We start from the raw sequence: 22901 nt of genomic DNA on the forward strand, positions 1-22901 counted from the left end.
GCGTGGCACGACGCCCCCGCACGATCGGCCCGACGGCCGAGGACCCGACCTTCGGCCCCCAACACGTAGTGGAGCTGGTGCGCTCCACGATCCCGCCGGTGCACCCCGCCGGGCGGCCGTTCATCGCCGCCGGCCTGGCGCTGGCCCTGGCCGGGCGCAACCACCGCTGGGTCCGCCGCGCGGGCCTGCTGGCGGCGGGCGCCTGCGCGGGGTTCTTCCGTCATCCCCCGCGGGTCCCGCCGCCGCGGCCCGGCGCCATCGTCGCGCCCGCCGACGGCGTGATCTGCGTGATCGACTCCGCGGCCCCGCCGGCCGAACTCGGCATGGGCGAGGCGCCGCTGACGCGGATCAGCATCTTCCTGTCGCTGCTGGACGCCCACGTGCAGCGGGCGCCGGTCAGCGGTGAGGTGGTGGCCGTGCAGCACCGGCCGGGGCGGTTCGGCTCGGCGGACCTGCCCTCGGCGAGCAGCGACAACGAGCGCACCAGCCTGCGGATCCGCACGCCGGGCGGGGCCGAGGTCGTCGTCGTGCAGATCGCCGGCCTGCTGGCCCGCCGCATCGTCTGCGACGCGCACCTCGGCGACAAGCTGTCGATCGGCGACACCTACGGCCTGATCCGCTTCGGCTCCCGGCTGGACACCTACCTGCCCCCGGGCGCCGAGCCGCTCGTCAAAGAGGGGCAGCGGGCGCTGGCCGGCGAAACCGTGCTGGCGGAACTGCCGTGATCAGCAGGCCCCGGGCGAGGCGGCCGGTCAACCTGCAAATCCTGCCCAGCGCGATGACGGTGCTGTCCATCTGCGCGGGGTTGACGTCGATCCGGTTCGCCCTCGAGCACCAGCCCAAGGCCGCGATGGCGCTGATCGCCGCGGCCGCCATCCTGGACGGCCTGGACGGCCGGGTGGCCCGCATCCTCGACGCCCAGTCGCGGATCGGCGAGGAGATCGACTCGCTGGCCGACGCGGTGAACTTCGGGGTGGCGCCCGCGATCGTGCTCTACGTGACGATGCTGTCCAAGTCGCCCGCGGGCTGGGTGGCGATCCTGCTCTACGCGGTGTGCGTCGTGCTGCGGCTGGCCCGGTACAACGCCCTGCAGGACGACGGCAGCCAGCCGTCCTACGCGCACGAGTTCTTCGTCGGGATGCCCGCGCCGGCGGGCGCGGTCTCGATGATCGGGCTGATCGGGCTCAAGCTGCAGTTCGGTGAGGGCTGGTGGACGTCGACGGCGTTCCTGTGCGTCTGGATCGCCGGGACGTCGGTGCTGATGATCAGCAAGATCCCGATGCGCAAGATGCACGCCGCGGCGGTCCCGCCGAACTGGGCGGCTCCGCTGCTGGCGCTGCTGGCGATCTGCGCGGCCGCGGCGGTGCTGGCGCCCTACGTCCTGATCTGGGTGATCATCATCGCCTACCTGTGCCACGTCCCGTTCGCCGTGCACAGCCAGCGCTGGCTGGCCGCGCACCCCGAGGCGTGGGACGACGAGCCCAGGCAGCGACGCGCCACCCGCCGCGCGATCCGCCAGGCGCACCCCAACCGCCGGTCGATGGCGCGGCTGGGGCTGCGCAAACCGGGCAGGCGGCTGCCGTGAACCCCGGCCCCGGTGCTGGAGCGGGCCGTCAGCTCACCCTCACCGCGCGGCTGAACACCTCCGCCGTCGACTCTCGCCGCGGCGTCATCCGATTGCACCCGAATGCCGTTGCCGCCCTTGGCATCCGGGAATGGGACGCGGTGTCGCTGACCGGATCGCGGACCACCGCGGCGGTGGTCGGCCTCGCCGACCAGGACAGCCCGGTGAGCATCGCGCTGCTCGACGACGTCACGCTGTCCAACGCCGGGCTGCGCGAGGGCACGCCGGTGATCGTCGGCGCGGTCACCGTCTACGGCGCGCGGTCGGTGACGCTGAGCGGCTCGACGCTGGCCACCCAATCGATTTCGCCGGTGACCCTGCGGCAGGCCCTGCTCGGCAAAGTGCTGACCGTCGGCGACGCGGTCTCGCTGCTGCCCCGCGACCTCGGGCCCGGCACGTCCACGTCGGCGGCCACCCGCGCGCTGGCCGCGTCGGTCGGGATCAGCTGGACCTCGGAGCTGCTGACCGTCACCGCCGTCGACCCGCCGGGACCGGTCAGCGTGCAACCGAACTCGCTGGTGACCTGGGGCACCGGCGTTCCCTTGGGCGCCGGGGTGTCGACCGAATTGGTCGACGTCGCCAGCCCGGAGACCGTCGTCGAGGAGCTCAAGGGCTCGCAGCCCCAGGCCGCCAAGCTCACCGAATGGCTCAAGCTCGCGCTCGACGAGCCGCACCTGCTGAAAACCCTTGGCGCCGAGGCCAATTTGGGTGTGCTGGTGTCCGGCCCGGCCGGGGTGGGCAAGGTGACGCTGGTGCGCGCGGTGTGCGACGGCCGCAGGCTGGTCAAGCTGGACGGCCCGGAGGTGGGCGCGCTGAACGCCGAGGATCGGCTCAAGACCGTGAGCTCGGCGGTGCAGGCCGTCCGCGACGGCGGCGGCGTGCTGCTGATCACCGACGTGGACGCCCTGCTGCCGGCCACCGCCGAACCGGTGGCCGCGCTGATCCTGGGCGAACTGCGCACCGCCGTGGCCACCGAGGGGGTGGCGTTGATCGCGACCTCCGCGCGACCCGACCAGCTCGACCCGCGGCTGCGCGCCCCCGACCTGTGCGATCGGGAGCTCAGCCTGCCGCTGCCGGACGCCGCCACCCGCAAGGCGCTGTTGGAGTCGCTGCTCAAACCGGTCCCCGTCGGGGAACTGAACCTCGATGAGATCGCCGCGCGCACACCGGGATTCGTCGTTGCCGACCTGGCCGCGTTGCTGCGCGAGGCGGCGCTGCGGGCGGCGTCGCGGGCCAGCGCCAACGGGCACCCACCCGAGCTGAACCAGGACGACCTCGTCGGCGCGCTGACGGTCATCCGGCCGCTGTCGCGCTCGGGCAGCGAGGAGGTGACCGTCGGCGACGTCACGCTCGCCGACGTCGGCGACATGGCCGAGGCCAGGCAGGCGCTGACCGAGGCCGTGCTGTGGCCGTTGCAGCATCCCGACACCTTCGCCCGGCTGGGCGTCGACCCGCCCCGCGGGGTGCTGCTGTACGGCCCGCCCGGCTGCGGCAAGACCTTCGTCGTCCGCGCGCTGGCCAGCACCGGGCAGCTGTCCGTGCACGCCGTCAAGGGCTCCGAGCTGATGGACAAGTGGGTGGGCAGCTCGGAAAGGGCCGTGCGCGAGCTGTTTCGGCGCGCCCGCGACTCCGCGCCGTCGCTGGTGTTCCTCGACGAGGTGGACGCGCTGGCGCCGCGGCGCGGGCAGAGCTTCGACTCGGGCGTGAGCGACCGCGTGGTGGCCGCGCTGCTGACCGAGCTCGACGGCGTCAATCCGCTGCGCGACGTCGTCGTCCTGGGCGCCACCAACCGGCCGGACCTGATCGACCCCGCGCTGCTGCGCCCGGGGCGGCTGGAGCGACTGGTCTTCATCGAGCCGCCGGACGCCGCCGCGCGCCGCGAAATCCTGCGCACCGCGGGCAAATCCATCCCGCTGAGCGCCGACGTCGACCTCGACGAGGTGGCCGCCGAGCTCGACGGCTACAGCGCGGCCGACTGCGCGGCGCTGCTGCGCGAGGCCGCGCTCGCCGCGATGCGCCGCTCCATCGACGCCGCCGACGTGACGGCGGCCGACCTCGCGGAGGCCCGCAAGACCGTGCGCCCCTCGCTGGACCCGATCCAGGTGGACGCCCTACGCGCGTTCGCCAAAGCTCTCTAACACCGCCCGGGCCGAGGCGGCGACGTCGGCTTCCAGCCAGCGCGGCAGCGGATCGTCGTGGGCGTGGCGGCGGACCACGGCGTAGGGTAGGTCGGCCACCGCCCGGGCGACGGCGTCGACGGACCGGGAGTCCTTGCGCCCGTAGAGTTTTCGGGCCAGGACGCCGACCCGCTCGGTCAGCGGCGCGTTCATGGCGGCCAGCGTCTCGGAGAATCGCGCGTCGGGCTCGCCGTCGAGCAGGTCCCCGGGCCGGATCGTCAGCAACAGCCGGGCGTCCTCGGGAAGCTCGCGGGCGAAGGCGATCGCGGCCACGGCCATGGCGACGGCAGTCTCGATCGGTGTAGCCGCCTCGGCGGCCATCGCCCGGGACTGAAAGCGTTCCAGCGCCCGCAGCCACGCCGCCGCCAGGATGCCGTCGCGGTTGCCGAACCGGTGATACAGCGTGCCGGCCGGGGCGCCGCTGGACTTCGCGATCGCCGCCACGCTGGCCGCCCGCGGCCCACCGTCGAGCACCAGCGCCCGCGCTGCGTCGAGGATCACATCGGTTTCGTGCTTCCGCGGAGGCGCCATGATCTAGTACATTCCTTCTATATGGAACGATTACCCTATATTGATGAGCATGCCATAACCGTCGATGCGAATCGCGACGACACGTGGTCGGCGCTGCTGCGCGTGTTGTGCCGCGACCCGCGCGACCCGTCCAGCGTGCCGTTCGGTTTCGTGCTGGACGAGGCGCGACCGCCCGAGCGGTTCGCTTTGAGGGGCCGCCACCCGTTCGCGGTGTACCGGTGGGTGTTCGAGCTGGACGCCCGGCCGGAGGGCCGCACCCGGGTGCGGGCGGCGACCTGGGCCGCCTTCCCGGGCGTCCACGGCAAGGCCTACCGCGCGCTCGTGATCGGCACCGGTGGACACCGCGTCGCGGTGCGCTGGACGCTGAAACACATTGCGGCGGCGGCGCGAGGTCCGGCCGGCCCCGATTACGCCGACGTCTTCGAAGCCCCGATCCGGTACGGCGACACGCGCACCGCCGAGCAGATGTTTCGTGACGCGCTGAGGGACGGACCCGGCGGAGGCATTGTGCTGTGGATTCACCGCCACGTATTGAGATTTCGGCTGGGGCCGCTCTTTTCGCCCGATCATCTGATCGGCTGGCGGATCGTGCATTCGGACCCCGATGCGATAACACTGAGCACGAGCGGGCCGTTGATGCGGGGCGAGCTGACGCTGCGACGCGAGGAGGGTCGGCGTGCCACGCTCACCACTCGCGTGCACTATCACCGCGAGATCGCCGCGAGGATGGTGTGGGCCGCGGTCGGCCCCCTGCACCGGGTCGTCGCACCCCGGCTGATGCAGCGCGCCGCCCGTCTGGTGGCCGCCCCTTGAACCTGGGCCTGACCTGGGGAACGCGGCCCGCCGAGCGAACGACGCCGCTGCCCTGCGATGCGCTGTGTCCGCGCGGCGGCGTCCGGGCCGACCGCGCGATCAGCATTGCCGCGCCGCCGTCGATCGTGTTCGCCTGGTTGCGCCAGCTGCGCGTGGCGCCCTACAGCTACGACCTGCTCGACAACCTGGGCCGGAAAAGCCCCCGAACGCGCGACCCGGAACTGGTGCGCCTCGAGGTCGGGCAGCGGTTCATGACGATGTTCGAGCTGCACTCGTTTGCCGATGGAAAGTGGATCACGTTGCGCGCCAAGGGCGTCGCCGTCACCTACACCGTCCGGCCCGAGGGCGCGGGGTCGCGACTGCACGCCCGCGTGTGGTTCGCGGGCCCGCGGCTGCTCGCACGCGGCCTGGCCCTGGGTGACCTGGTGATGATGCGCAAGCAGCTGCTCACGTTGAAGTCGCTGGCCGAGCGCGAAGCCGCGGCCGGCTCGCTCACGGCTCCGGCAGGTCCGTCCACTCGGCGGAAAGCCGCGCGCTGAACCGCGGCGGGCGGCGTTCCAGGAACGCCGCGACGCCCTCCCGGGCGTCCGCGGTTCCCATCACCCGGTGGTGCAGCTGCGTCTCCAGCGACGCGACCTCTCGCGCGGTGTAGTTGTTGAGCGCGCCGTCCCACAGCAGCCGCTTGCACAGCGCCGCCGACATCGGCGCCACGTTGACGGCGATGTCGCGGGCCATCTGCAGCGCGTGTGCGAGCACCTCGGCACCGGGCACCGCGGCGTTGGCGACACCCAGCGCGACGGCCTCGGTGCCGGTGAAGGTGCGGCCCGTGAGCAGTACCTCCGCGGCCACCCCCAGCGACGTCAGGTGCGGCAGCGTCCAGTGCGCCATGCAGTCGGGTATCACGCCCCGGCGCACTTGCACCACACCGTATTTCGCGTCCGCCGCGACTATGCGGATGTCGGCCTGCAGCGCAATCGTCAGGCCGATGCCGATGGCATGGCCGTTGAGCGCGGCGATCACCGGCTTGCGCAATTCGAAGGCGGCCGGCTCGATCGGCGACGCCGAGAATTCGCCGGCCGGGGCGTCGAAAGGCGATGGGCCACCGGCGAAATCCGCACCGGCGCAAAACGCGCGGCCCGCCCCGGTGACCACGATGGCGCGGACGTCGTCGTTGTCGTCGCAGGCCCGGTAGGCGCGGCCCAGCTGCGCGCCCATCTCGGCGGTGTAGGCGTTGAGCCGCTCGGGACGATTGAGCGTCAGCACCGCCACGCCGTCGTCGATGTCGACCGTCACATCGGTGTTCATTCGGAGAGCTGGAATTCCACCATCTCGGCGACCGTGTCGACGGCCTCGCTCAGCGCGGCCAGCCGATCGGCCGCCGACGGCGCGGCCAGCACGGCGTAGCGGTCGGCCGCGCCGATCGGGAGGCGCGACGCCAACGCGAACAGGCGCCCGCCGGCGTCGTCCGCGAAGGCCTCGTCGTAACCCAGCAGCACCTCGCGGTCCGGCAGCCGCGCGCCGCGCAGCGCGGCGATCCGCTCGAACAGCGCGATCACCCGGTCGTCGACAGCGAGCAGCTGCGCGCGGCTCACCGGATCCCCCGGCTCGTCGGGCCACAGCTCGACGATCGCCCGCGGGTAGGGATCGTCGATCAGCCACTCGCGCACCCGAATCCGCTCACCGGTCCGGCAGCGCAGGGAGTACCGGTCGGCGCCCTGATCGACGCATTCGGTGATCCGGGACAGGACGCCTACATCGCATCGGGTGTCGCCGCCGCCGACCTCGCGTCCGCGGGAGATGAGCACCACGCCGAAGGGGTCGCCGACCTCGACGCAGTGCCGCACCAGCGCGACGTAGCGCGGCTCGAAGATCCGCAGCGGCAGCTCCTGGTTGGGCAGCACCGCCGATTCCAGCGGGAACATCGCGAGTTCAAGTTCGGGCGGGGCCATCGGTCAAACCTCGATCTCGAGCTCGCCCACCAGCGCGTCGACGACGGCGCGCAGATCCCCGTCGTGCTCCTCGGCGATCCGTCGCTGCCGCTGATACGAGGCGCCCAGTCGCGGGATCTCGGCCACCGCGGCCAGCTCGTCAACGCAGCCGAGCGACTTGGCGACCGGCTCGAGCCGGGTCAGCACGTCGTCGAGGTCCTCGGTGACCAGGCGCTCGTTGCTGGCGGCGTCCTGGATGATGATCGCGTCCAGGCCGTAACGGGCGGCGCGCCACTTGTTCTCCTGCACGTGCCACGGCGGCATGGTGGGCAGCGTCTCGCCGGCGTCCAGCCGGCGATCCAGGTCGACGACCAGGCAGTGCGCCAGCGCGACCAACGCGCCCAGCTCGCGCAGGTTGGACACCCCGTCGCACACCCGCACCTCCAGGGTGCCGAGATGTGGCGAAGGTCTTATGTCCCAACGGATTTCGTCCATGTGGTCGATGATGCCGGTCTTCTTCTGGTCGTACACGAAGCCCTCGAACTGTGCCCAGGTCTGGAACTGGAACGGCAGCCCGGCGGTGGGCAGCTGCTGAAACATCATCGCGCGGTTGCTGGCGTACCCGGTGTCCTCGCCGCCCCACCACGGCGACGACGCCGACAGCGCCAGCAGGTGCGGGTAGTACTTCAGCAGCGACGACATGATCGGCATCACCTTGTTGGCCGAGGAGATTCCGACGTGCACGTGCACGCCCCAGATCAGCATCTGCCGTCCCCACCACTGGGTGCGCTTGATCAGCTCGGCGTAGCGCGGCGCGTCGGTGAGCTTCTGGGTGGACCAGCGCGCGAACGGGTGGGTGCCCGCCGAGAACAGCTCCATGCCGCGGTCCCGCACGATCCGCCGCGCCGGCCCCAGGGTTTCGCGCAGGTCCTCCATCGCCTGCCCGGTGCAGTCGCAGATGCCGCTGACCACCTCGACGGTGTTGCGCAGCAATTCCTTGTGCACGCGCGGGTTTTCGCCGATCTCGGCGATGACGGCGGTGGCCTCGTTGCTCAGGTCGCGGGTCTGCGCGTCGACGAGCGCGAACTCCCATTCGACGCCGATGGTCGGCTTCGGTGAGCGCTTGAAATCGATGCGGGCGCGGGCCCGGCTAGCCGGCGCCGATGACACCGCACGCCACCCGCTTGCCGGCGTCGCCGGTGCTCATCGTCGTCGCGTCGGGACCCGGTGTGCCGTTGGTCTGGCTGTAGCGCTCGCGCGGGATGTTGCCGAAGTTGTCGGCGTCGGCGTGGATGATGATCGCGGTCTTCTCGCCGCTCAACAGGTCCTCCATGGTGAAGGCGTCCGTCGTCGTCATCAACGTTCCGGAACCGTCCTTGCGCACCTGCAGCGAGGTCAGGTCGCCGCTGGCCGGCTCGGCGGCGTGCCCGGGCACCTGGAAGTGCCCGCCGGCCGACAGGAAGTCGCCGGGCGCGCCGCCGGTCGGCGCGACCGAGTTGGGCTCGCACTTGCCCACCTTGTGGATGTGCACCCCGTGGAAGCCGGGCTTGAGCTGACCCGCGCCCGTCGTCGCGATCGTGATGGTGGCGTAGCCGTTGCTGAACTCGAACGTCGCGGTCGCGACCTGGGTGCCGTCCGGGGCCTTCAGGTGGGTGATCATTCGCTGCGACGCGGACCCCTCACCGGCGACGGGCGCCGCGCCCTCCTCGCCGGCGCCGCCCGACGGGGCGGGCGACCCGGTCCAGACCGCCGGCGTGGTGCCCGGAACCGACGAGGCGTGCTGGGGCACCGAGCACGCGCTCACCAGAGCGATGGCGGAGATGGCGGCGGCAGCGACATTGCGGTGCTTACGCATAGCCCGAAGCCTAGCCCGACGGCCCCCGAATTTGGAGCAGCGCAATCAGCGTCAGCCCGTCACCAAGACGATGACGCCCGGCGGCTCGCTGGACAGTGCGGGGATTCGCGGTTGCACGGGCGCGCCCAGGGTCTTGCCCACGGCGTCGGCGGTGGCGTGCTCGCCGTCGGCGTCGGTGAAGTACACCGTGGTGGCCGAGACGTCGGGCACCGTCAGGTTGTCGACCTTGGTGACGTTGAACCCGGCGCCCGTCAGCTGGTCCTTGGTGCGCGCGGCGACGCCCTCCTTCGTGGAGATGTTGTAGATGCGCACCTCGGCCTGGTTCGCCGGGGGCTTGCTGGTCGTCGACGTGGGCGACGAGGTGCTGGTCACGCTGGAGGCCGGCGAGGCCGACTCGTCCTCGGAGTTCCCCGAGCTGCCCAGGGCCTGCCAGCCCAGCAGCAGGAAGATGACGCCGAGGAACAGCAGCACCATCACCATGGCCCGCAGGGGAAGCCCCGTCGAGTCGGGGACACGCTCTTTCATCGAGCCCCACTGTAGCCAGGAACGTGCCGGAGCCTGTAAAGGCGCGTCAGGTCACCTCGAAGCCGAGGCGCCGCGCCGCCCGGGCCTTCTGACGGCTGGCGCGCAGCCGCCGCAGTCGCTTCACGAGCATCGGGTCGGCGGCCAGCGCCTCGGGTCGGTCCACCAGCGCGTTGAGCACCTGGTAGTAGCGCGTCGCCGACATCGAGAACAGCTCTTTGATCGCGTCTTCCTTGGCCCCGGCATATTTCCACCACTGACGTTCGAAAGCCAGGATGTCGTGTTCGCGGCGCGTCAGCCCGTCGGCGATTTCAGAGTCGTCCCCCGATCGATTTGCCCGCGCCATGGCGCTGTCCATATCGCTTCCCCTGGACCCTTCCGGCGATTCTCGAATTGTGCGAATGACTTGACTTACGTAGGGGCATGTTTCGGCGAATATTGAACCACGCCGCGAACCCTCAAGCCGTAATCCAGACCCGCGAGTCGGCCGATTGGCCAAGATTGCCCGGCTCTTCACGGCGGCGATCATCCACCCGCCTAAGCTAGCCGACCATGGCAGTCGTACCCATTCGCATCGTGGGCGATCCGGTCTTACACACCCCGACAACACCGGTCGCGGTCGCCGCCGACGGTTCGCTGCCGGCGGATCTGGCCGACTTGATCTCCGACATGTACGAGACGATGGACGCCGCGCACGGGGTGGGCCTGGCCGCCAACCAGATCGGCGTCGCGCTGCGGCTGTTCGTCTACGACTGCGCCGAGGACCGCGGGATGACGGACCGCCGCCGCGGCGTCGTCATCAACCCCGTCCTGGAAACCTCCGAAATCCCCGAGACGATGCCCGACCCGGGCGAGGACGACGAGGGATGCCTGTCGGTGCCCGGCGAATCGTTCCCCACCGGCCGCGCGAAGTGGGCGCGGGTCACCGGCCTCGACGCCGACGGCAGCCCGCTGGCCATCGAGGGCACCGGCCTGTTCGCGCGCATGCTGCAGCACGAAACCGGGCACCTGGACGGCTTTCTGTATCTCGACCGGCTCATCGGCCGGCACGCCCGCGCCGCGAAGCGGGCGGTCAAGTCGCACGGCTGGGGCGTGCCGGGCCTGTCGTGGCTGCCCGGCGAGGGGCCGGACCCGTTCGGTCACTGATGATCTCGTGGCCCGACCCGGGAACGCGGGTGACGGTTCGCTACCGGCGCCCCGCCGGGTCGGTCCCGCCGCTGACCGACGCGGTGGGCCACCTGCTGGCGGTCGACCCGGTGGTGCGGGTGCGCACGAAAACCGGCGCGATCGCCGAGTGCGCGCCCGCCGACGTGGTGGCAATGCGGGTGCTGACCAACGCGCCGGTGCGGGCGTCGGAGATCCGGGCGCTCGAGCACGCGGCCGCCGCGGCGTGGCCCGCGGCCGAACACGCCTGGCTGGACGGCTGGCTGCTGCGGGCCGGGCACGACGCTCCCTCACTCGCGAATTCCGCGGTGCCGCTTGATGTTTCGGCCAGCCTGGACGCGATTCCGGCGATCGTCGCCTGGTATGACGTGCGGGGCCTGACGCCGTTCTTGGCCGTCCCCGACCGGTTGCTGCGGCCGCCGCCCGGCCTGGTGGCCGAGCGCACCGAGCGCGTCTTCGTGCGCGACCGGTCGAGCGTCCCGCCGGCGTCACGCCCGGATCCGAGCGTCACCCTGGAGCGACGTTCGGCCGTCGCGCGCGCGGCGGTGACCGAGGCGCCCGACGGCACCCGCTGGGTGGGCCTGTCGGAGGTGCGCGCGACCGACGACCCCGGCGCCGCCGCCCGGCTGTGCGAGGCGCTGCTGGCCTGGGGCGCGCGGCGCGGCGCGACCCGCGGCTACCTGCGCGCAGACGACGCCGACGGAACCGCGCTGGCCGAGTCCCTGGGTTTCCGGTTTCACCACCGCACCCGCTACTTCCTCGCGACGGCGGCGCCGGACACCACCCGATAGCCCGGATAACCTCTAGCCATGCCCGACGGCACGCTGCGCCTGGCCACCTGGAACGTCAACTCGATCCGCATCCGGCTGGACCGCGTCGTCGACTGGCTGGCCCGCGCCGACGTCGACGTGCTGGCCATGCAAGAGACCAAATGCTCCGACAGCCAGTTCCCCACGCTGCCGCTGTTCGAGCTCGGCTACGAGGTCGCCCACGTCGGCTTCGATCAATGGAACGGCGTGGCCATCGCCTCGCGCGTCGGGCTGGACGACGTGCAGATCGGCTTCGACGGCCAGCCCACCTGGAGCGGCAAGCCCGATGTGGCCGCCACGGCGGAGGCCCGCGCCATCGGCGCGACGTGCGGCGGCGTGCGGGTGTGGAGCCTCTATGTCCCCAACGGGCGCGCCCTCGGCGATCCGCACTACGCCTACAAGCTGGATTGGCTTGCCGCGCTGCGTGATACGGCGGCGGGCTGGCTGCGCGACGATCCCGCGGCGCAGATCGCGCTGGTCGGCGACTGGAATATCGCCCCCACGGACGATGATGTTTGGGATCCCGAATTCTTCGCCGGCGCCACGCATGTCTCCGAGCCGGAGCGGCGCGCGTTCAACGCCATCGTCGACGCGCAATTCGCCGACGTGGTAAGGCCTTTCGCGCCGGGGCCCGGGGTGTACACCTACTGGGACTACACCCAGCTGCGGTTCCCGAAGGGCCAGGGCATGCGCATCGACTTCATCCTCGCGTCGCCGGCGCTGGCCCGCCGGGTCACCGGCGCGCAGATCGTCCGCGACGAACGCAAAGGCAAGGCGCCAAGCGATCACGCGCCGGTGCTTATCGACGTCGGGCCCGGCTGAGCCGGGAAATTGCAGACCGCTTCGCGTTGTAAGCGCGTTTGCAACGTGGCAGGCTTTCGTTTATCAGGTGCAGAAAAACAATCTTGTAGTTGCAAGCCAGGGAGTCATCATGAGTTTCGTCGGTGCGGCGGTCCGCAGCGTGGGCAAGACGGTGAATCGCGCGGCCGACGCGACCACCGCCGCCGCCGGCGCGGTCGGGGGCGCGGCGGTGAATGGAATCGTCGGCGGGGTAACGGGAGCCGCGGAGGGCATCAAGCGCGGGGTCAGCTCGGGCAGTCACTCGACGCCGGCGGCCGCGCTGGCCATCGGCGCGCTCGGCGTCACCGGCCTGGTCGAGTGGCCGGTGCTGTTGGCCGTCGGCGGCGGTGCGCTGTTGTTGCACAGGCTGAGCCGTAAGCCGGAGGCGGCCGCACCGGTGGCGAAGGCCAACCTCAAGCCGGTACCCTCCGAGTCGGCGCCCAAGAAGGCCGAACCGCGCAAGGCCGCAACCAAGTCGGCGGCCAAGAAGACCGGCGGCCGCAGGGCGGGCAGCACCGAGCTGCGCAGCACCAACTGAAAGGCATCGTTGAGTAACCGTTGAGCATCGGCGCAGCACTTCGACGATCACTGCCGTTTCGCGCCGTTGCCACGGGCTTGGACATCGCCGCCATCCCGCTGCGCGAAGCGGCCAGGGCGCTCTCCGGTGACATGACCCCGGAGACGCTGGGCCGGCACTGCTGGCGCGGCGGGGACCGCGCCTGGATCGAGGTGCGGGGCCTCGACGACGCGGGCACCACCGACCTCGGGCCGACCGTCGTCGACGCGGTCCTCGCGCATCCCGGCGTCACCTCGGCGAAGCTGAATCACCCGCTGTCGCGCGTGGTCGTCGGCCTCGAAAACCCGGACGTCTCGCTGCGCGACCTGTGCCGCGCCGTCGAACACGCCGAAAAGCGTTGTGCCGCAACACCCAAATCCCGGCGGGCCGCCGGTGGGCCGAGCCTGCCGGGCGATCACGTCGTGCTGGCGACCCGGGCGTTGACCGTCGCCGCCAACGCGGCCGGGCTGGGCATCGCGCTCACCGGCCGCGCGATGCGCCTGCCGCCCCTGCCGGCCCCCATCGCCGCGGGCATCACGTTCTTCGACTACCAGCCCGCGCTGCGCGGCCTGCTCGAGGACCTCATCGGCGGGCCCGCCACCGACACCGTGATCACGCTGGTCCAAGCGACCAGCCAGACGCTGTCCCAGTCGCCGACGGCGTTGTCGATCGGGCTGACGATGCAGTCGTTGAAGGCCGCCGAGTGCCGCGCCGCGGCGCGCGCCTGGGAACAGCACGAGCCGGAACTGGCCCGGCACGCCGAGCAGCCGCCGGCCGGCCCGTCGTCGCCGCCGCGGGCCAAGACCGTCGACCCCACCGTCCGCCGTTTCGCCCTCCTGCAGGCGCTGAGCACCGGGGCGCTCGGCGCCGGGACCCGCAACGTGACCATGGCCGCCGCCGCGGTGCAGGTGACCACCCCCAAGGCGAACCGGACCACGCCGGAGGCGTTCGCCGCGACGCTCGGCCGGGGCCTGGCCGAGCAGCACCGCGTGTTGTCGTTGCGGCCGGAGAGCCTGCGCCGGCTGGGCAAGGTCGACGCGATCGTCATCGACCCGCGCGTCCTGTGCGCCGACACCCTGCGGATGGCGCGCATCCGCGGCGCCGGCGAGGGCGAGCTGCCCGCGGCGTGGGCCCGCGCGCAGCTCATGCTGGAGAACGACGGCGCGCGCCCGGGCTGGCACGCGGTCGGCGGGCGGGCGGCGGCCGGGGTCGAGGCCCTCTTCCTGCCCGCGCACGACCCGCTGGCCTCGGCCGTCGTCGCCGAGGCGCACCGCACCGGGGCGGAACTGATCACCGTCGACGACGAGTCGCTGGGCGAGCTGCGTCCGGCGTTCGACGACGTGCGGCCCACCGAACCGACGAGCAAGGCCGTCGACGACGCGCTCGCCGCCGCGGTCGCCGACCTGCGGCAGGCGGGCCGCAAAGTGGCCGTCCTGTCATCGTCTGCCGCGCAGGCGATTTCGGCGGCGGACCTGGCGCTGGTCGTCGCCTCGGAGCAAGCCGCGCCGCCGTGGCATGCCGATCTGCTGCTGCCGGACCTGACGGCCGCCTGGCGGGTGCTGCGCGCGGTGCCCGCGGCCAGGACCGCGGCCCAGCGCGGCGCCGGGATCGCGGCCGGCGCCACCGCGATGGGGTCGCTGTTCATGATCCCGGGCGTGCGGGGCAACTTCGCGTCCGGGACGGTGAACGCCGGCGCGGCCGCGGGCCTGCTCTCGGGCTATCTGCTCGCGCGCGGGATCCTCAACGCGGACACGCCCCGGCCGGCCGAGGTGCACGAATGGCATGCGATGCCGGTCGAGCAGGTCCGCAAGGCCCTGCCCCCGCCCGACCCCGCGGCCGCGGAGCCCTTCCGCCGCGGCGCGCAGCCGTCGGAGTCGCCGGCGCAGGCGATCTGGCAGCTCGCCAAGGCCGTCCGGGCCGAGCTGTCCGACCCGCTGACGCCGGTGATGGCGCTCGGCTCGGCGGCCAGCGCGATACTCGGCTCACCCGTCGACGCGGTGCTGGTCGGGACGGTGCTGACCGGAAACTCCATCCTGGCCGCCGCCCAGCGGCTGCGCGCCGAGAAGCGGCTGAGCCACCTGCTGGCCCTGCAGATCCCGCCGGCCCGCAAGGTGCTCCAGGGTCCCGGCGGCGAGCGAACCTACGCCGACGTCGACGCCGCGCACCTGCAACCCGGCGACGTGATCGAGGTCCGCACCCACGAGGTGGTGCCCGCCGACGCCCGGATCATCGAGGAGGTCGACGTCGAGGTCGACGAGTCGACGCTGACCGGCGAGTCGCTGTCGGTGGACAAACAGGTCGAAGCCACGCCCGGCGCCCCGCTCGCCGAGCGCCGCTGCATGCTGTTCGCCGGCACCACCGTGGTGGCGGGCACCGCGGTAGCACTGGTGACCGCGGTCGGCGCCGACACCCAGCAGCGTCGCGCCGCCGACCTGGTGTCGGGCGAGCTGTCGTCGGACATCGGCCTGCAGCACCAGCTCGGCCAGCTCACCGCCCGGGCGCTGCCGGTCAGCATCGCCGGCGGCGCGGTGGTCGGCGCGCTCGGGCTGTTGCGCCGCACCGGTTTGCAGCACGCGGTGTCCAGCGGAATCGCCATCGCGGTCGCCGCGGTTCCCGAGGGGATGCCCCTGGTCGCGACGCTGGCGCAGGCGGCGTCGGCGCGGCGGTTGACGAAATTCGGTGCGCTGGTTCGCGTTCCGCGTTCGGTCGAGGCGCTCGGCCGCATCGAGGTGGTGTGCTTCGACAAGACCGGGACACTGTCCGAGAACCGGCTGCGGGTGTCGCAGGTGCACGCCGAGCCCGGCCATTCGGACCACGACGTGCTGCGCTGCGCGGCGCACGCCGCGCCGGTGACCAACGGCGGCCCGCAGGCGCACGCGACCGACGTCGCGATCGTCGAGGCCGCCGCGGCGGCGGGCGCCTTCGCCGGCCACGACGGACAGGGCCCCAGCGCGCACCTGCCGTTCCGCTCGGGCAGGTCGTTCTCGGCCTCGGTGACCGGAACCGAGCTGACCGTCAAGGGCGCACCCGAAGTCGTGCTGGCCGCGTGCGGGGACCTCGCCGCGCTGGACAAAACCGTCGCCCGGATGGCCGCCGGCGGGCTGCGGGTGATCGCGGTGGCGCGCCGCCGCCTCGACGCGCAGCAGGCCCGGGCGCTGCGAGACGGCCCCGATCGCGTCGCGGAATTCTGCGCCGACGGGCTGACCCTCGCGGGATTCCTCGGGTTGTCCGACACCCCGCGCCCGGAGTCGGCGGGCGTCGTCGGGACCCTGCGGTCGCAGGGCGTGGGCATCAAGCTGATCACCGGCGATCACCCGATCACCGCGAAGGCCATCGCCGAGGAGCTGGGCCTGCCGGTGACCGCGGACCAGGTCATCAGCGGCGCCGAATGGGAATCCTTGTCGCGCAAGGACCAGGAGCGGGTCGCGACCGAACGGGTGATCTTCGCCCGGATGACACCGGAGAACAAGGTCCAGGTCGTCCAGGCCCTCGAAGGCGCCGGGGTGCGGACCGCGATGGTCGGCGACGGCGCCAACGACGCGGCCGCCATCCGGGCCGCCACCGTCGGCCTCGGCGTGGTGGCGCACGGCAGCGACCCCGCCCACCTGGTGGCCGACGTGGTGCTGGTCGACGGCCGGATCGAGGCGCTGCTGGAGGCCATCGAGGAGGGCCGTCAGCTGTGGCGGCGGGTGCAGGCCGCGGTGACCGTGCTGCTCGGCGGCAACGCCGGCGAGGTGATCTTCGCGATCGTCGGCAGCGCGCTCACCGGGATCTCGCCGCTGAACACCCGCCAGCTGCTGCTGGTGAACACGCTCACCGACGCCCTGCCCGCCGCGGCGCTCGCGGTCAGCAAGCCGCGCGGCGCGGTCGACCCCAACCTGCGCGGCGCGGATCAGCCCGCGCTGTGGAGCGCCGTGGCCGTCCGCGGCGTCACCACGGCCGCGGCGGCGACGGGCGCGTGGGCGATGGCGCGCGTCACCGGGCGCCCGCAACGCGCCTCCACCGTGGCGCTGATCGCGCTGGTGTCCGCCGAATTGGCCCAGACGCTGCTGGAGTCCCGGGCCCCGATGGTGGTGCTCACCGCGACGGGCTCACTCGTCCTGGTGGGAACCCTGATCAGCACCCCGGGCGTCAGCCAACTACTTGGCTGTACGCCTCTCGGGCCCCTCGGATGGGCGCAGGCGCTGGGGGCCGCGGGCGCCGCGACCGCTGCGATAGCCGTTGTGAACCTTGTCTCGGAGCGCCGGCGCACGCCGGACACACCGCCACCGGACCCGGACGCGGCGCCCGGCGCCGATCGGTCTCCACAATCTCCACGACGCCCGCGCGCCACAGCAGCGCATACAGCTGGCGCAGGGGCACGGTCAGCACAGAAGCTACCGTCGAAGTCATCGGATCGGCCAGGGCGTCGGTCGTCGACATATGTCCGACGGTGACCGCCCGACCCGGCGCGACGGCAAATCCTTCGTTACCGAAAGGCAAATGATGGCGGAAAAGAAGGCTCGCAGGGCGACATCGCAGAGCGAGGCGGTGCAGAAAATCCGCGAAGGCGAGACGTTCGCCGTCAATCTTCCGGTTTTTGGCCAAATGGAGATACCGCGACCCGAGCAGCTGGCCTATTACGGCGGCCTGGCCGCCCTGGCCGCGTTCGAGCTCATCGACTGGCCGGTGGCCCTGGTCATCGCGGCGGGCCACCTGCTGGCGAGCAACCACCACAACCGGATCCTCGAGGAGCTCGGCGAGGCGATGGAGGAGGCCTGACCGGTACGGGCCACTCAGTCGCCGGGTTCGGCGGGGACGCGCTCGTGCACGGTCAGCAACACGTGGTCGAACCGGCTCTGCACGCTGGCCGAGGGCGACGGCAGACTGAGGACCTCGTTGACGAGCTGCCTGGCCAGCGCGCGCACCTTGACGTTGGTCTCCTGCGACCGCCATTGCAGCACGCGGAACGCCTGCTCGGCGCTGACGCGATAGACGGCCATCAGGATTCCCTTGGCCTGCTCGATGGCCGCGCGGTTCTCGAACAGGTCCGGCAGCGCCTCGTCGAGGACCTCCTGCCGGGTCTCGAACCGGGTCTCGTCGATCGTCGCGGTGAGGTCGATGTAGTAGCCCGCGGTGCCCAGCACCGCGCCCGATTCGTCCACGATGCGGTCGGCCACGACGATCGCGTCGTGCTCGCCGCCGGCGGTATCGATGAACCGGTGCCGGCTGGAGAAGGACTCCCCGGAGTGCAGCGCGTACTCGAGCAGATCCCGGACGTGTTCGCGATCGTCCGGATGCTTGTGCGACAGCAGCAGTTCCGTCGTCGGCGTCACGGACCCTGGTTCGTAACCGTGCATCCGCGCGACCTCGTCGGACCATTCCCAGCGTTCGTCGGCGAACCAGAAGCGGAAGCTGCCGACGCTCAGGAAGGAGGGGGGCGCACCGTCGGCTGAGCTGGTGTTTTGAGCGGACTGCGTCACGGTTCCATCATGGCACCGCGCGGATCGGGCGGCGAAGGTTCACGGGGAGTTCCCAGGCAGCGGCCCGACCGGGCTGGCGCGGCGGGCCCCGGCTGGGAGTAACGTCGCGTGCGGACGATCAAACCAACTGGATTAGGGCGCGGGAGCGCACGCCGAGTGCGCTGAGAGGACGGCTTGGGGCCGTCGACCGTACGAACCTGACCGGGTAATGCCGGCGTAGGGAGATGACAACAATGACCGACACCTTGTCGGAGACCACTGCACCGTCCGTCACCACCGGCCCCATCGCGGGCAGCAGCAAGGCCTACCGCGAGCTGGAGGGGGTGCCCGGCGCGCGCGTCCCGTTCCGCCGGGTGCACCTGTCCACCGGGGACCACTTCGACCTCTACGACACGTCCGGGCCGTACACCGACCCGGACGCGGCGATCGACCTGGCGTCGGGTCTGCCGGCGCGGCCCGGGGTGGTCCGCGACCGCGGCACCCAGCTGCAGCGGGCCCGCGCCGGCGAGATCACCGCCGAGATGGCGTACATCGCCCTGCGGGAGGGGATGCCCGCCGAGCTGGTGCGCGACGAGGTCGCCCGCGGCCGGGCGGTGATCCCGGCCAACCACAACCACCCCGAGAGCGAGCCGATGATCATCGGCAAGGCGTTCGCGGTCAAGGTCAACGCCAACATCGGCAACTCGGCGGTGACGTCCTCGATCGCCGAGGAGGTCGACAAGATGGTGTGGGCCACCCGCTGGGGCGCGGACACCATCATGGACCTGTCCACCGGCAAGAACATCCACGAGACCCGCGAGTGGATCCTGCGCAATTCGCCGGTCCCGGTCGGCACGGTGCCGATCTATCAGGCGCTGGAGAAGGTCAAGGGCGATCCCACCGAGTTGACCTGGGAGATCTACCGCGACACCGTGATCGAGCAGTGCGAGCAGGGCGTGGACTACATGACCGTGCACGCCGGCGTGCTGCTGCGGTATGTGCCGCTGACCGCCAAGCGGGTCACCGGCATCGTGTCACGCGGCGGGTCGATCATGGCGGCCTGGTGCCTGGCGCATCACCGGGAGTCGTTCCTGTACACGCACTTTGACGAGCTGGCCGACATATTCGCGCGCTACGACGTCACGTTCTCGCTCGGCGACGGGCTGCGCCCGGGCTCGATCGCCGACGCCAACGACGCCGCCCAGTTCGCCGAGCTGCGCACCCTGGGCGAGCTGACCACGATCGCGAAAGCCCATGGCGCACAGGTGATGATCGAGGGGCCCGGGCACATCCCGATGCACAAGATCGTCGAGAACGTGCGGCTGGAAGAGGAGCTGTGCGAGGAGGCCCCGTTCTACACGCTGGGCCCGCTGGCCACCGACATCGCCCCGGCCTACGACCACATCACCTCGGCGATCGGCGCGGCGATCATCGCGCAGGCCGGCACCGCGATGCTGTGCTACGTGACGCCCAAGGAGCACCTGGGGCTGCCGGACCGCAAGGACGTCAAGGACGGGGTGATCGCCTACAAGATCGCCGCGCACTCGGCGGACTTGGCCAAGGGGCATCCGCGGGCGCAGGAACGCGACGACGCTTTGAGCACGGCGCGTTTCGAGTTCCGCTGGAACGACCAGTTCGCGCTGTCCCTGGACCCGGACACCGCAAGGGAATTCCACGACGAGACGCTGCCCGCCGAGCCGGCCAAGACCGCGCACTTCTGCTCGATGTGCGGGCCCAAATTCTGCTCGATGCGCATCACCCAGGACGTCCGCGACTACGCGGCCGCGCACGGGCTCGACAGCGAGGAGGCCATCGAGGCGGCGCTGCAGCAGGGCATGGCGGAGAAGTCGGCCGAATTCGCCGAGCACGGCAATCGGGTGTATCTGCCGATCACGCAGTGAACTTCCTGCCGCTTGCGCCGCCCGGCAGCACGCCGCTGCGGGTGCTGACCATCGCCGGGTCGGACTCCGGCGGCGGTGCGGGCATCCAGGCGGACATGCGCACCATGGCGCTGCTGGGCGTGCACGCGTGCGTCGCGGTCACCGCCGTCACCGTGCAGAACACCTTGGGGGTCAAGAGCTTTCACGAGGTGCCCGGCGACGTCGTCGCCGGCCAGATCGAGGCCGTGGTCACCGACATCGGCATCCAGGCCGCCAAGACCGGGATGCTGGCGTCGTCGGCCATCGTCGACGCGGTGGCCGCCACCTGGCGCCGGCTCGGGCTTACCGTCCCGCTCGTCGTCGACCCGGTCTGCGCGTCCATGCACGGCGACGCGCTGATGGCGCCGTCGGCGCTGGATACCCTTCGCGCCCAACTGTTTCCGTTGGCCACGCTGGTGACGCCGAACCTCGACGAGGTGCGCCTGCTGGTCGGCATCGACGTGGTCGACGCGGAGTCGCAGCGCGCGGCCGCCAAGGCATTGCACGCGCTGGGCCCGCGCTGGGTGCTGGTCAAGGGCGGGCACCTGCGGTCCTCCGATCGCAGCTGCGATCTGCTCTACGACGGCGCCTCCCGCTACGAATTCGATTCGGAGCGGCTGCCCGGCGGCAACGACCACGGCGGCGGCGACACGCTCGCGTCGGCGATCGCCTGCGCGCTGGCGCACGGTTATGGCGTGCCCGACGCGGTCGGGTTCGGGAAGCGCTGGGTCACCGAGAGCCTGCGCGTCGCCTATCCGCTGGGCGGCGGCCACGGCCCCGTCTCCCCTTTGTTCAGGCTGTTGTGAACCTCGACCGGATCGCGGGCATCGCGCACCAGCCCGAGGGCGCCGCGGCCGGTGTCGTGGTGCTGACCCACGGCGCGGGCGGCGACCGGGAATCGCTGTTGCTGCAACAGGTTTGCGACGAGTGGGCGCGGCGCGGCTGGCTCGCGGTGCGCTACAACCTGCCGTATCGCCGACGGCGGCCCAAGGGCCCGCCGTCCGGCTCGGCGGCCACCGACCGCGCCGGCATCGTCGAGGCGATCGACGTGTGCCGCGGCCTGGCCGACGGCCCGCTGATCGCCGGCGGACATTCCTACGGCGGCCGGCAGACCTCGATGGTCGTCGCCGCGAACGAGGCCCGGGTCGACGCGCTGACGCTGTTCTCCTATCCGGTGCACCCGCCGGGCAAGCCCGAGCGGTCCCGCACCGAGCACCTGCCCGGCATCACGGTGCCGACGGTGTTCACCCACGGCACGTCGGACCCCTTCGGCACGCCGGCCGAGGTGCGCGCCGCCGCGGCGATGGTCAACGGGCCCACCGAGGTCGTCGAGATCTCCGGGGCCCGACACGACCTGCGCGCCAAGGGCGTCGACGTCGCCGCGCTCGCGGTGGATGCGGCGCTGCGCCTGCTGCGCTGACGCGTCCCTCAGCCCTTCGGTTCGCCGAGCGTGTGGGACATGGATGACAAGCGGTCGCTTTTTGTGCAAATCCCCCACGCTCGACGCGTGCCTCAGCCCCCCACCGAACAGGTCGTGGGCAGCAGCAGTATGGCGGGCCACAGCGCGGTCGCCTCACCGAAGGCGGCGATGTTCGCGCCCACGGGCACCGCCTTGGCCCACGCGGCTTCGAGTTCGCTGACCCGGTCGGCGTGCACGAACGCCCACGCGACGCCGACGACGACGTAGGCGACCCCCAGCCACATCGCGAACTCGAGGAAGGCCGCCACCGTGACCGGACGCTGCAGCACCCGTCGAAGCAATTCCATTGCAGCACCGCCTCTTACAGCAGATGTTTCCCCCGCCTGACCCGTCGCCGCACGTCGGCCAGCAGCAGGTGGCTGCCCCCTTGGCGCAGGAAGGGCGGGATGAAGCGGTTCACCAGCGCGACGAGCAGGAACAGGCGCTCGAAGCGCCGCTGCTTGCGCTCGCTCCACGACATACCCAGCGCGTCGCGGAAGACCGGCGCCAGGAACCCCGCGGTCAGGAACCTCAGCAGCGGCCGAAACGGCAGCCGCAGCAGCGGATTGACCATCTTCAGGTCGACCAGGTCCCGCAGGTAGCCGCGCACCACGTCGTCGACCGCCACGCGCCGGCAGGCGGCGTTCCAGTAGTCGTCGAAGGCGGCGCGCGTGGCCGGCCACTGCTCCGCGCCGACCTGCAAGGTGGTCCCCAATGGCCAGGCCGAGCGGTAGAACTGCTCGGCCTGCTCGGGGGTCATCTCGCCGCGCAGCAGCTGGTAGGTGTCCTCGAGCCCGACGAACAGGCAGGCCGCCACCCACATCTGCAGGTCGCGGTCAAAGGCGTTGTAGGACACCGGGCTTGCCGGCGTCGAGCGGACCTGCCGGTGCACGGCGTCGACCGCCTCCCGGTAGGCCGCGCGGTCCTCGTCGTCGCCGAACACCGCGACGGCCAGGTACTGGAACGTGGTGCGGGCGCGTTTCCACGGGTGCTTGAAAAGGTTGCCCGAATCGACCTTGGACTCCACGACGCCGTAGCCGACCTCCGGCCGCGACAGCTGCATGATCACGTTGGCGGCGCCGGCCGCAAAGGACCAGAAATCCATCGCGTCGCTCACCGCGACCGGCCCGTCGCTCCAGCGGGCGGTGCGCCGGCCGATGCTGATCCGCGTGGTCGTCAGCGGCACGTCGGCCGGCACGGGTGGTGAGGCCATCGTTGACGAAGCGTCTCACATCCTCGACTGGCGCGCAACGATAAGTTAAT

Annotated in this window: 24 protein-coding genes, 1 pseudogene and 1 riboswitch; of the genes and pseudogenes, 14 read left to right on the top strand and 11 right to left on the bottom strand. The window is 71.7% G+C overall.

Annotated features, from left to right (window positions below; all coding sequences use genetic code 11):
- Positions 1–2 precede the first annotated feature (2 nt).
- Genes AC5Y6X_RS23250 through AC5Y6X_RS23260 form a run of 3 tightly spaced genes read left to right on the top strand, consistent with a single transcriptional unit; the run spans position 3 to position 3762 of the window.
- Positions 3–725 carry a phosphatidylserine decarboxylase gene (locus AC5Y6X_RS23250; protein WP_499989501.1) on the top strand — a complete coding sequence of 241 codons (723 nt, stop codon included), beginning with the start codon at positions 3–5 and terminating at the stop codon, positions 723–725.
- Entirely contained in the window at positions 722–1585 is an 864-nt protein-coding gene (gene pssA / locus AC5Y6X_RS23255) for a CDP-diacylglycerol--serine O-phosphatidyltransferase (RefSeq protein WP_324681761.1), read from the top strand. The genes AC5Y6X_RS23250 and pssA overlap by 4 nt, the downstream gene beginning before the upstream one ends.
- Positions 1582–3762, top strand: coding sequence for an AAA family ATPase (locus tag AC5Y6X_RS23260; RefSeq protein WP_499989502.1), 2181 nt, complete (start codon positions 1582–1584; stop codon positions 3760–3762). Before pssA ends, AC5Y6X_RS23260 begins: the two co-directional genes overlap by 4 nt.
- On the opposite strand, the gene AC5Y6X_RS23265 is transcribed toward AC5Y6X_RS23260, so the two are convergent.
- Entirely contained in the window at positions 3736–4332 is a 597-nt protein-coding gene (locus AC5Y6X_RS23265) for a TetR/AcrR family transcriptional regulator (protein ID WP_499989503.1), read from the bottom strand. The two genes, AC5Y6X_RS23260 and AC5Y6X_RS23265, sit on opposite strands and share 27 nt — an antisense overlap.
- 21 nt (positions 4333–4353) lie before the next feature.
- On the opposite strand from AC5Y6X_RS23265, the gene AC5Y6X_RS23270 reads away from it, so the two are divergent.
- On the top strand, positions 4354–5145 hold the full coding sequence (locus tag AC5Y6X_RS23270) for a DUF2867 domain-containing protein (protein WP_499989504.1): 792 nt from the start codon (positions 4354–4356) through the stop codon (positions 5143–5145).
- A complete protein-coding gene (locus tag AC5Y6X_RS23275; RefSeq protein ID WP_499989505.1) occupies positions 5142–5684 on the top strand; it encodes a hypothetical protein in 543 nt (180 codons plus the stop codon). The genes AC5Y6X_RS23270 and AC5Y6X_RS23275 overlap by 4 nt, the downstream gene beginning before the upstream one ends.
- Here the strand turns inward: AC5Y6X_RS23275 and AC5Y6X_RS23280 are convergent.
- The 6 genes from AC5Y6X_RS23280 to napA are packed head-to-tail and all read right to left on the bottom strand — an operon-like array spanning position 5638 to position 9808.
- Positions 5638–6450: an enoyl-CoA hydratase/isomerase family protein gene (locus AC5Y6X_RS23280; protein WP_499989506.1), complete on the bottom strand. Its 813-nt coding sequence runs from the start codon at positions 6448–6450 to the stop codon at positions 5638–5640. The genes AC5Y6X_RS23275 and AC5Y6X_RS23280 overlap by 47 nt on opposite strands.
- Positions 6447–7094 (bottom strand): LON peptidase substrate-binding domain-containing protein, encoded by a 648-nt coding sequence (locus AC5Y6X_RS23285; RefSeq protein WP_499989507.1) that lies wholly within the window; start codon positions 7092–7094, stop codon positions 6447–6449. Before AC5Y6X_RS23285 ends, AC5Y6X_RS23280 begins: the two co-directional genes overlap by 4 nt.
- A 3-nt stretch (positions 7095–7097) precedes the next feature.
- Complete coding sequence (locus tag AC5Y6X_RS23290; protein ID WP_499989508.1) at positions 7098–8243, bottom strand: glutamate--cysteine ligase; 1146 nt, start codon at positions 8241–8243, stop codon at positions 7098–7100.
- Positions 8224–8928: a superoxide dismutase[Cu-Zn] gene (gene sodC / locus AC5Y6X_RS23295; protein WP_499989509.1), complete on the bottom strand. Its 705-nt coding sequence runs from the start codon at positions 8926–8928 to the stop codon at positions 8224–8226. The genes AC5Y6X_RS23290 and sodC overlap by 20 nt, the downstream gene beginning before the upstream one ends.
- Before the next feature lie 51 nt (positions 8929–8979).
- A complete protein-coding gene (locus AC5Y6X_RS23300) occupies positions 8980–9453 on the bottom strand; it encodes a LytR C-terminal domain-containing protein (protein WP_499989510.1) in 474 nt (157 codons plus the stop codon).
- A 46-nt stretch (positions 9454–9499) separates the two neighbouring features.
- Positions 9500–9808: a nucleoid-associated protein NapA gene (napA, locus tag AC5Y6X_RS23305; protein ID WP_324681742.1), complete on the bottom strand. Its 309-nt coding sequence runs from the start codon at positions 9806–9808 to the stop codon at positions 9500–9502.
- A gap of 194 nt (positions 9809–10002) precedes the next feature.
- Between napA and AC5Y6X_RS23310 the strand changes: the two genes are divergently transcribed.
- From AC5Y6X_RS23310 to AC5Y6X_RS23330, 5 genes are all read left to right on the top strand, one after another.
- Positions 10003–10596 carry a peptide deformylase gene (locus AC5Y6X_RS23310; protein WP_499989511.1) on the top strand — a complete coding sequence of 198 codons (594 nt, stop codon included), beginning with the start codon at positions 10003–10005 and terminating at the stop codon, positions 10594–10596.
- A complete protein-coding gene (locus AC5Y6X_RS23315) occupies positions 10596–11405 on the top strand; it encodes a GNAT family N-acetyltransferase, cg3035/Rv0428c family (RefSeq protein WP_499989512.1) in 810 nt (269 codons plus the stop codon). The genes AC5Y6X_RS23310 and AC5Y6X_RS23315 overlap by 1 nt, the downstream gene beginning before the upstream one ends.
- Positions 11406–11438: 33 nt before the next feature.
- Entirely contained in the window at positions 11439–12245 is an 807-nt protein-coding gene (locus AC5Y6X_RS23320; protein ID WP_499989679.1) for an exodeoxyribonuclease III, read from the top strand.
- Between the two features lie 109 nt (positions 12246–12354).
- A complete protein-coding gene (locus tag AC5Y6X_RS23325) occupies positions 12355–12801 on the top strand; it encodes a hypothetical protein (protein WP_499989513.1) in 447 nt (148 codons plus the stop codon).
- A gap of 20 nt (positions 12802–12821) precedes the next feature.
- Positions 12822–17255: a cation-translocating P-type ATPase gene (locus AC5Y6X_RS23330; RefSeq protein ID WP_499989514.1), complete on the top strand. Its 4434-nt coding sequence runs from the start codon at positions 12822–12824 to the stop codon at positions 17253–17255.
- Here the strand turns inward: AC5Y6X_RS23330 and AC5Y6X_RS23335 are convergent.
- Positions 17170–17406, bottom strand: a pseudogene (locus AC5Y6X_RS23335) (hypothetical protein); the annotation flags it as partial. The gene AC5Y6X_RS23330 and the pseudogene AC5Y6X_RS23335 overlap by 86 nt on opposite strands.
- Between AC5Y6X_RS23335 and AC5Y6X_RS23340 the strand changes: the two are divergent.
- Positions 17305–17580, top strand: a complete 276-nt coding sequence (locus AC5Y6X_RS23340) for a hypothetical protein (protein ID WP_324681784.1) — start codon at positions 17305–17307, stop codon at positions 17578–17580. The pseudogene AC5Y6X_RS23335 and the gene AC5Y6X_RS23340 sit on opposite strands and share 102 nt — an antisense overlap.
- Positions 17581–17594: 14 nt before the next feature.
- Here AC5Y6X_RS23340 and AC5Y6X_RS23345 read toward each other — a convergent pair whose 3' ends face one another.
- A complete protein-coding gene (locus AC5Y6X_RS23345; protein ID WP_499989515.1) occupies positions 17595–18281 on the bottom strand; it encodes a PAS and ANTAR domain-containing protein in 687 nt (228 codons plus the stop codon).
- A gap of 129 nt (positions 18282–18410) precedes the next feature.
- A riboswitch (TPP riboswitch) is annotated at positions 18411–18521 on the top strand.
- Here AC5Y6X_RS23345 and thiC point away from each other — a divergent pair.
- From thiC to AC5Y6X_RS23360, 3 genes are all read left to right on the top strand, one after another.
- Positions 18515–20161 carry a phosphomethylpyrimidine synthase ThiC gene (thiC, locus tag AC5Y6X_RS23350; RefSeq protein WP_499989516.1) on the top strand — a complete coding sequence of 549 codons (1647 nt, stop codon included), beginning with the start codon at positions 18515–18517 and terminating at the stop codon, positions 20159–20161. It overlaps the preceding riboswitch by 7 nt.
- The gene (gene thiD / locus AC5Y6X_RS23355; RefSeq protein ID WP_499989517.1) at positions 20158–20985 is read left to right on the top strand and encodes a bifunctional hydroxymethylpyrimidine kinase/phosphomethylpyrimidine kinase; all 828 of its coding nucleotides are present in this window, start codon (positions 20158–20160) and stop codon (positions 20983–20985) included. Before thiC ends, thiD begins: the two co-directional genes overlap by 4 nt.
- A complete protein-coding gene (locus AC5Y6X_RS23360) occupies positions 20982–21599 on the top strand; it encodes an alpha/beta hydrolase family protein (protein WP_499989518.1) in 618 nt (205 codons plus the stop codon). Before thiD ends, AC5Y6X_RS23360 begins: the two co-directional genes overlap by 4 nt.
- Before the next feature lie 92 nt (positions 21600–21691).
- On the opposite strand, the gene AC5Y6X_RS23365 is transcribed toward AC5Y6X_RS23360, so the two are convergent.
- Together AC5Y6X_RS23365 and AC5Y6X_RS23370 are read right to left on the bottom strand one after the other, a co-directional pair.
- Complete coding sequence (locus AC5Y6X_RS23365; protein ID WP_324681729.1) at positions 21692–21946, bottom strand: hypothetical protein; 255 nt, start codon at positions 21944–21946, stop codon at positions 21692–21694.
- A 14-nt stretch (positions 21947–21960) separates the two neighbouring features.
- Positions 21961–22851: an oxygenase MpaB family protein gene (locus AC5Y6X_RS23370; RefSeq protein WP_499989519.1), complete on the bottom strand. Its 891-nt coding sequence runs from the start codon at positions 22849–22851 to the stop codon at positions 21961–21963.
- Positions 22852–22901 lie beyond the last annotated feature (50 nt).

It is taken from the genome of Mycobacterium sp. NGS26 (assembly GCF_059813025.1).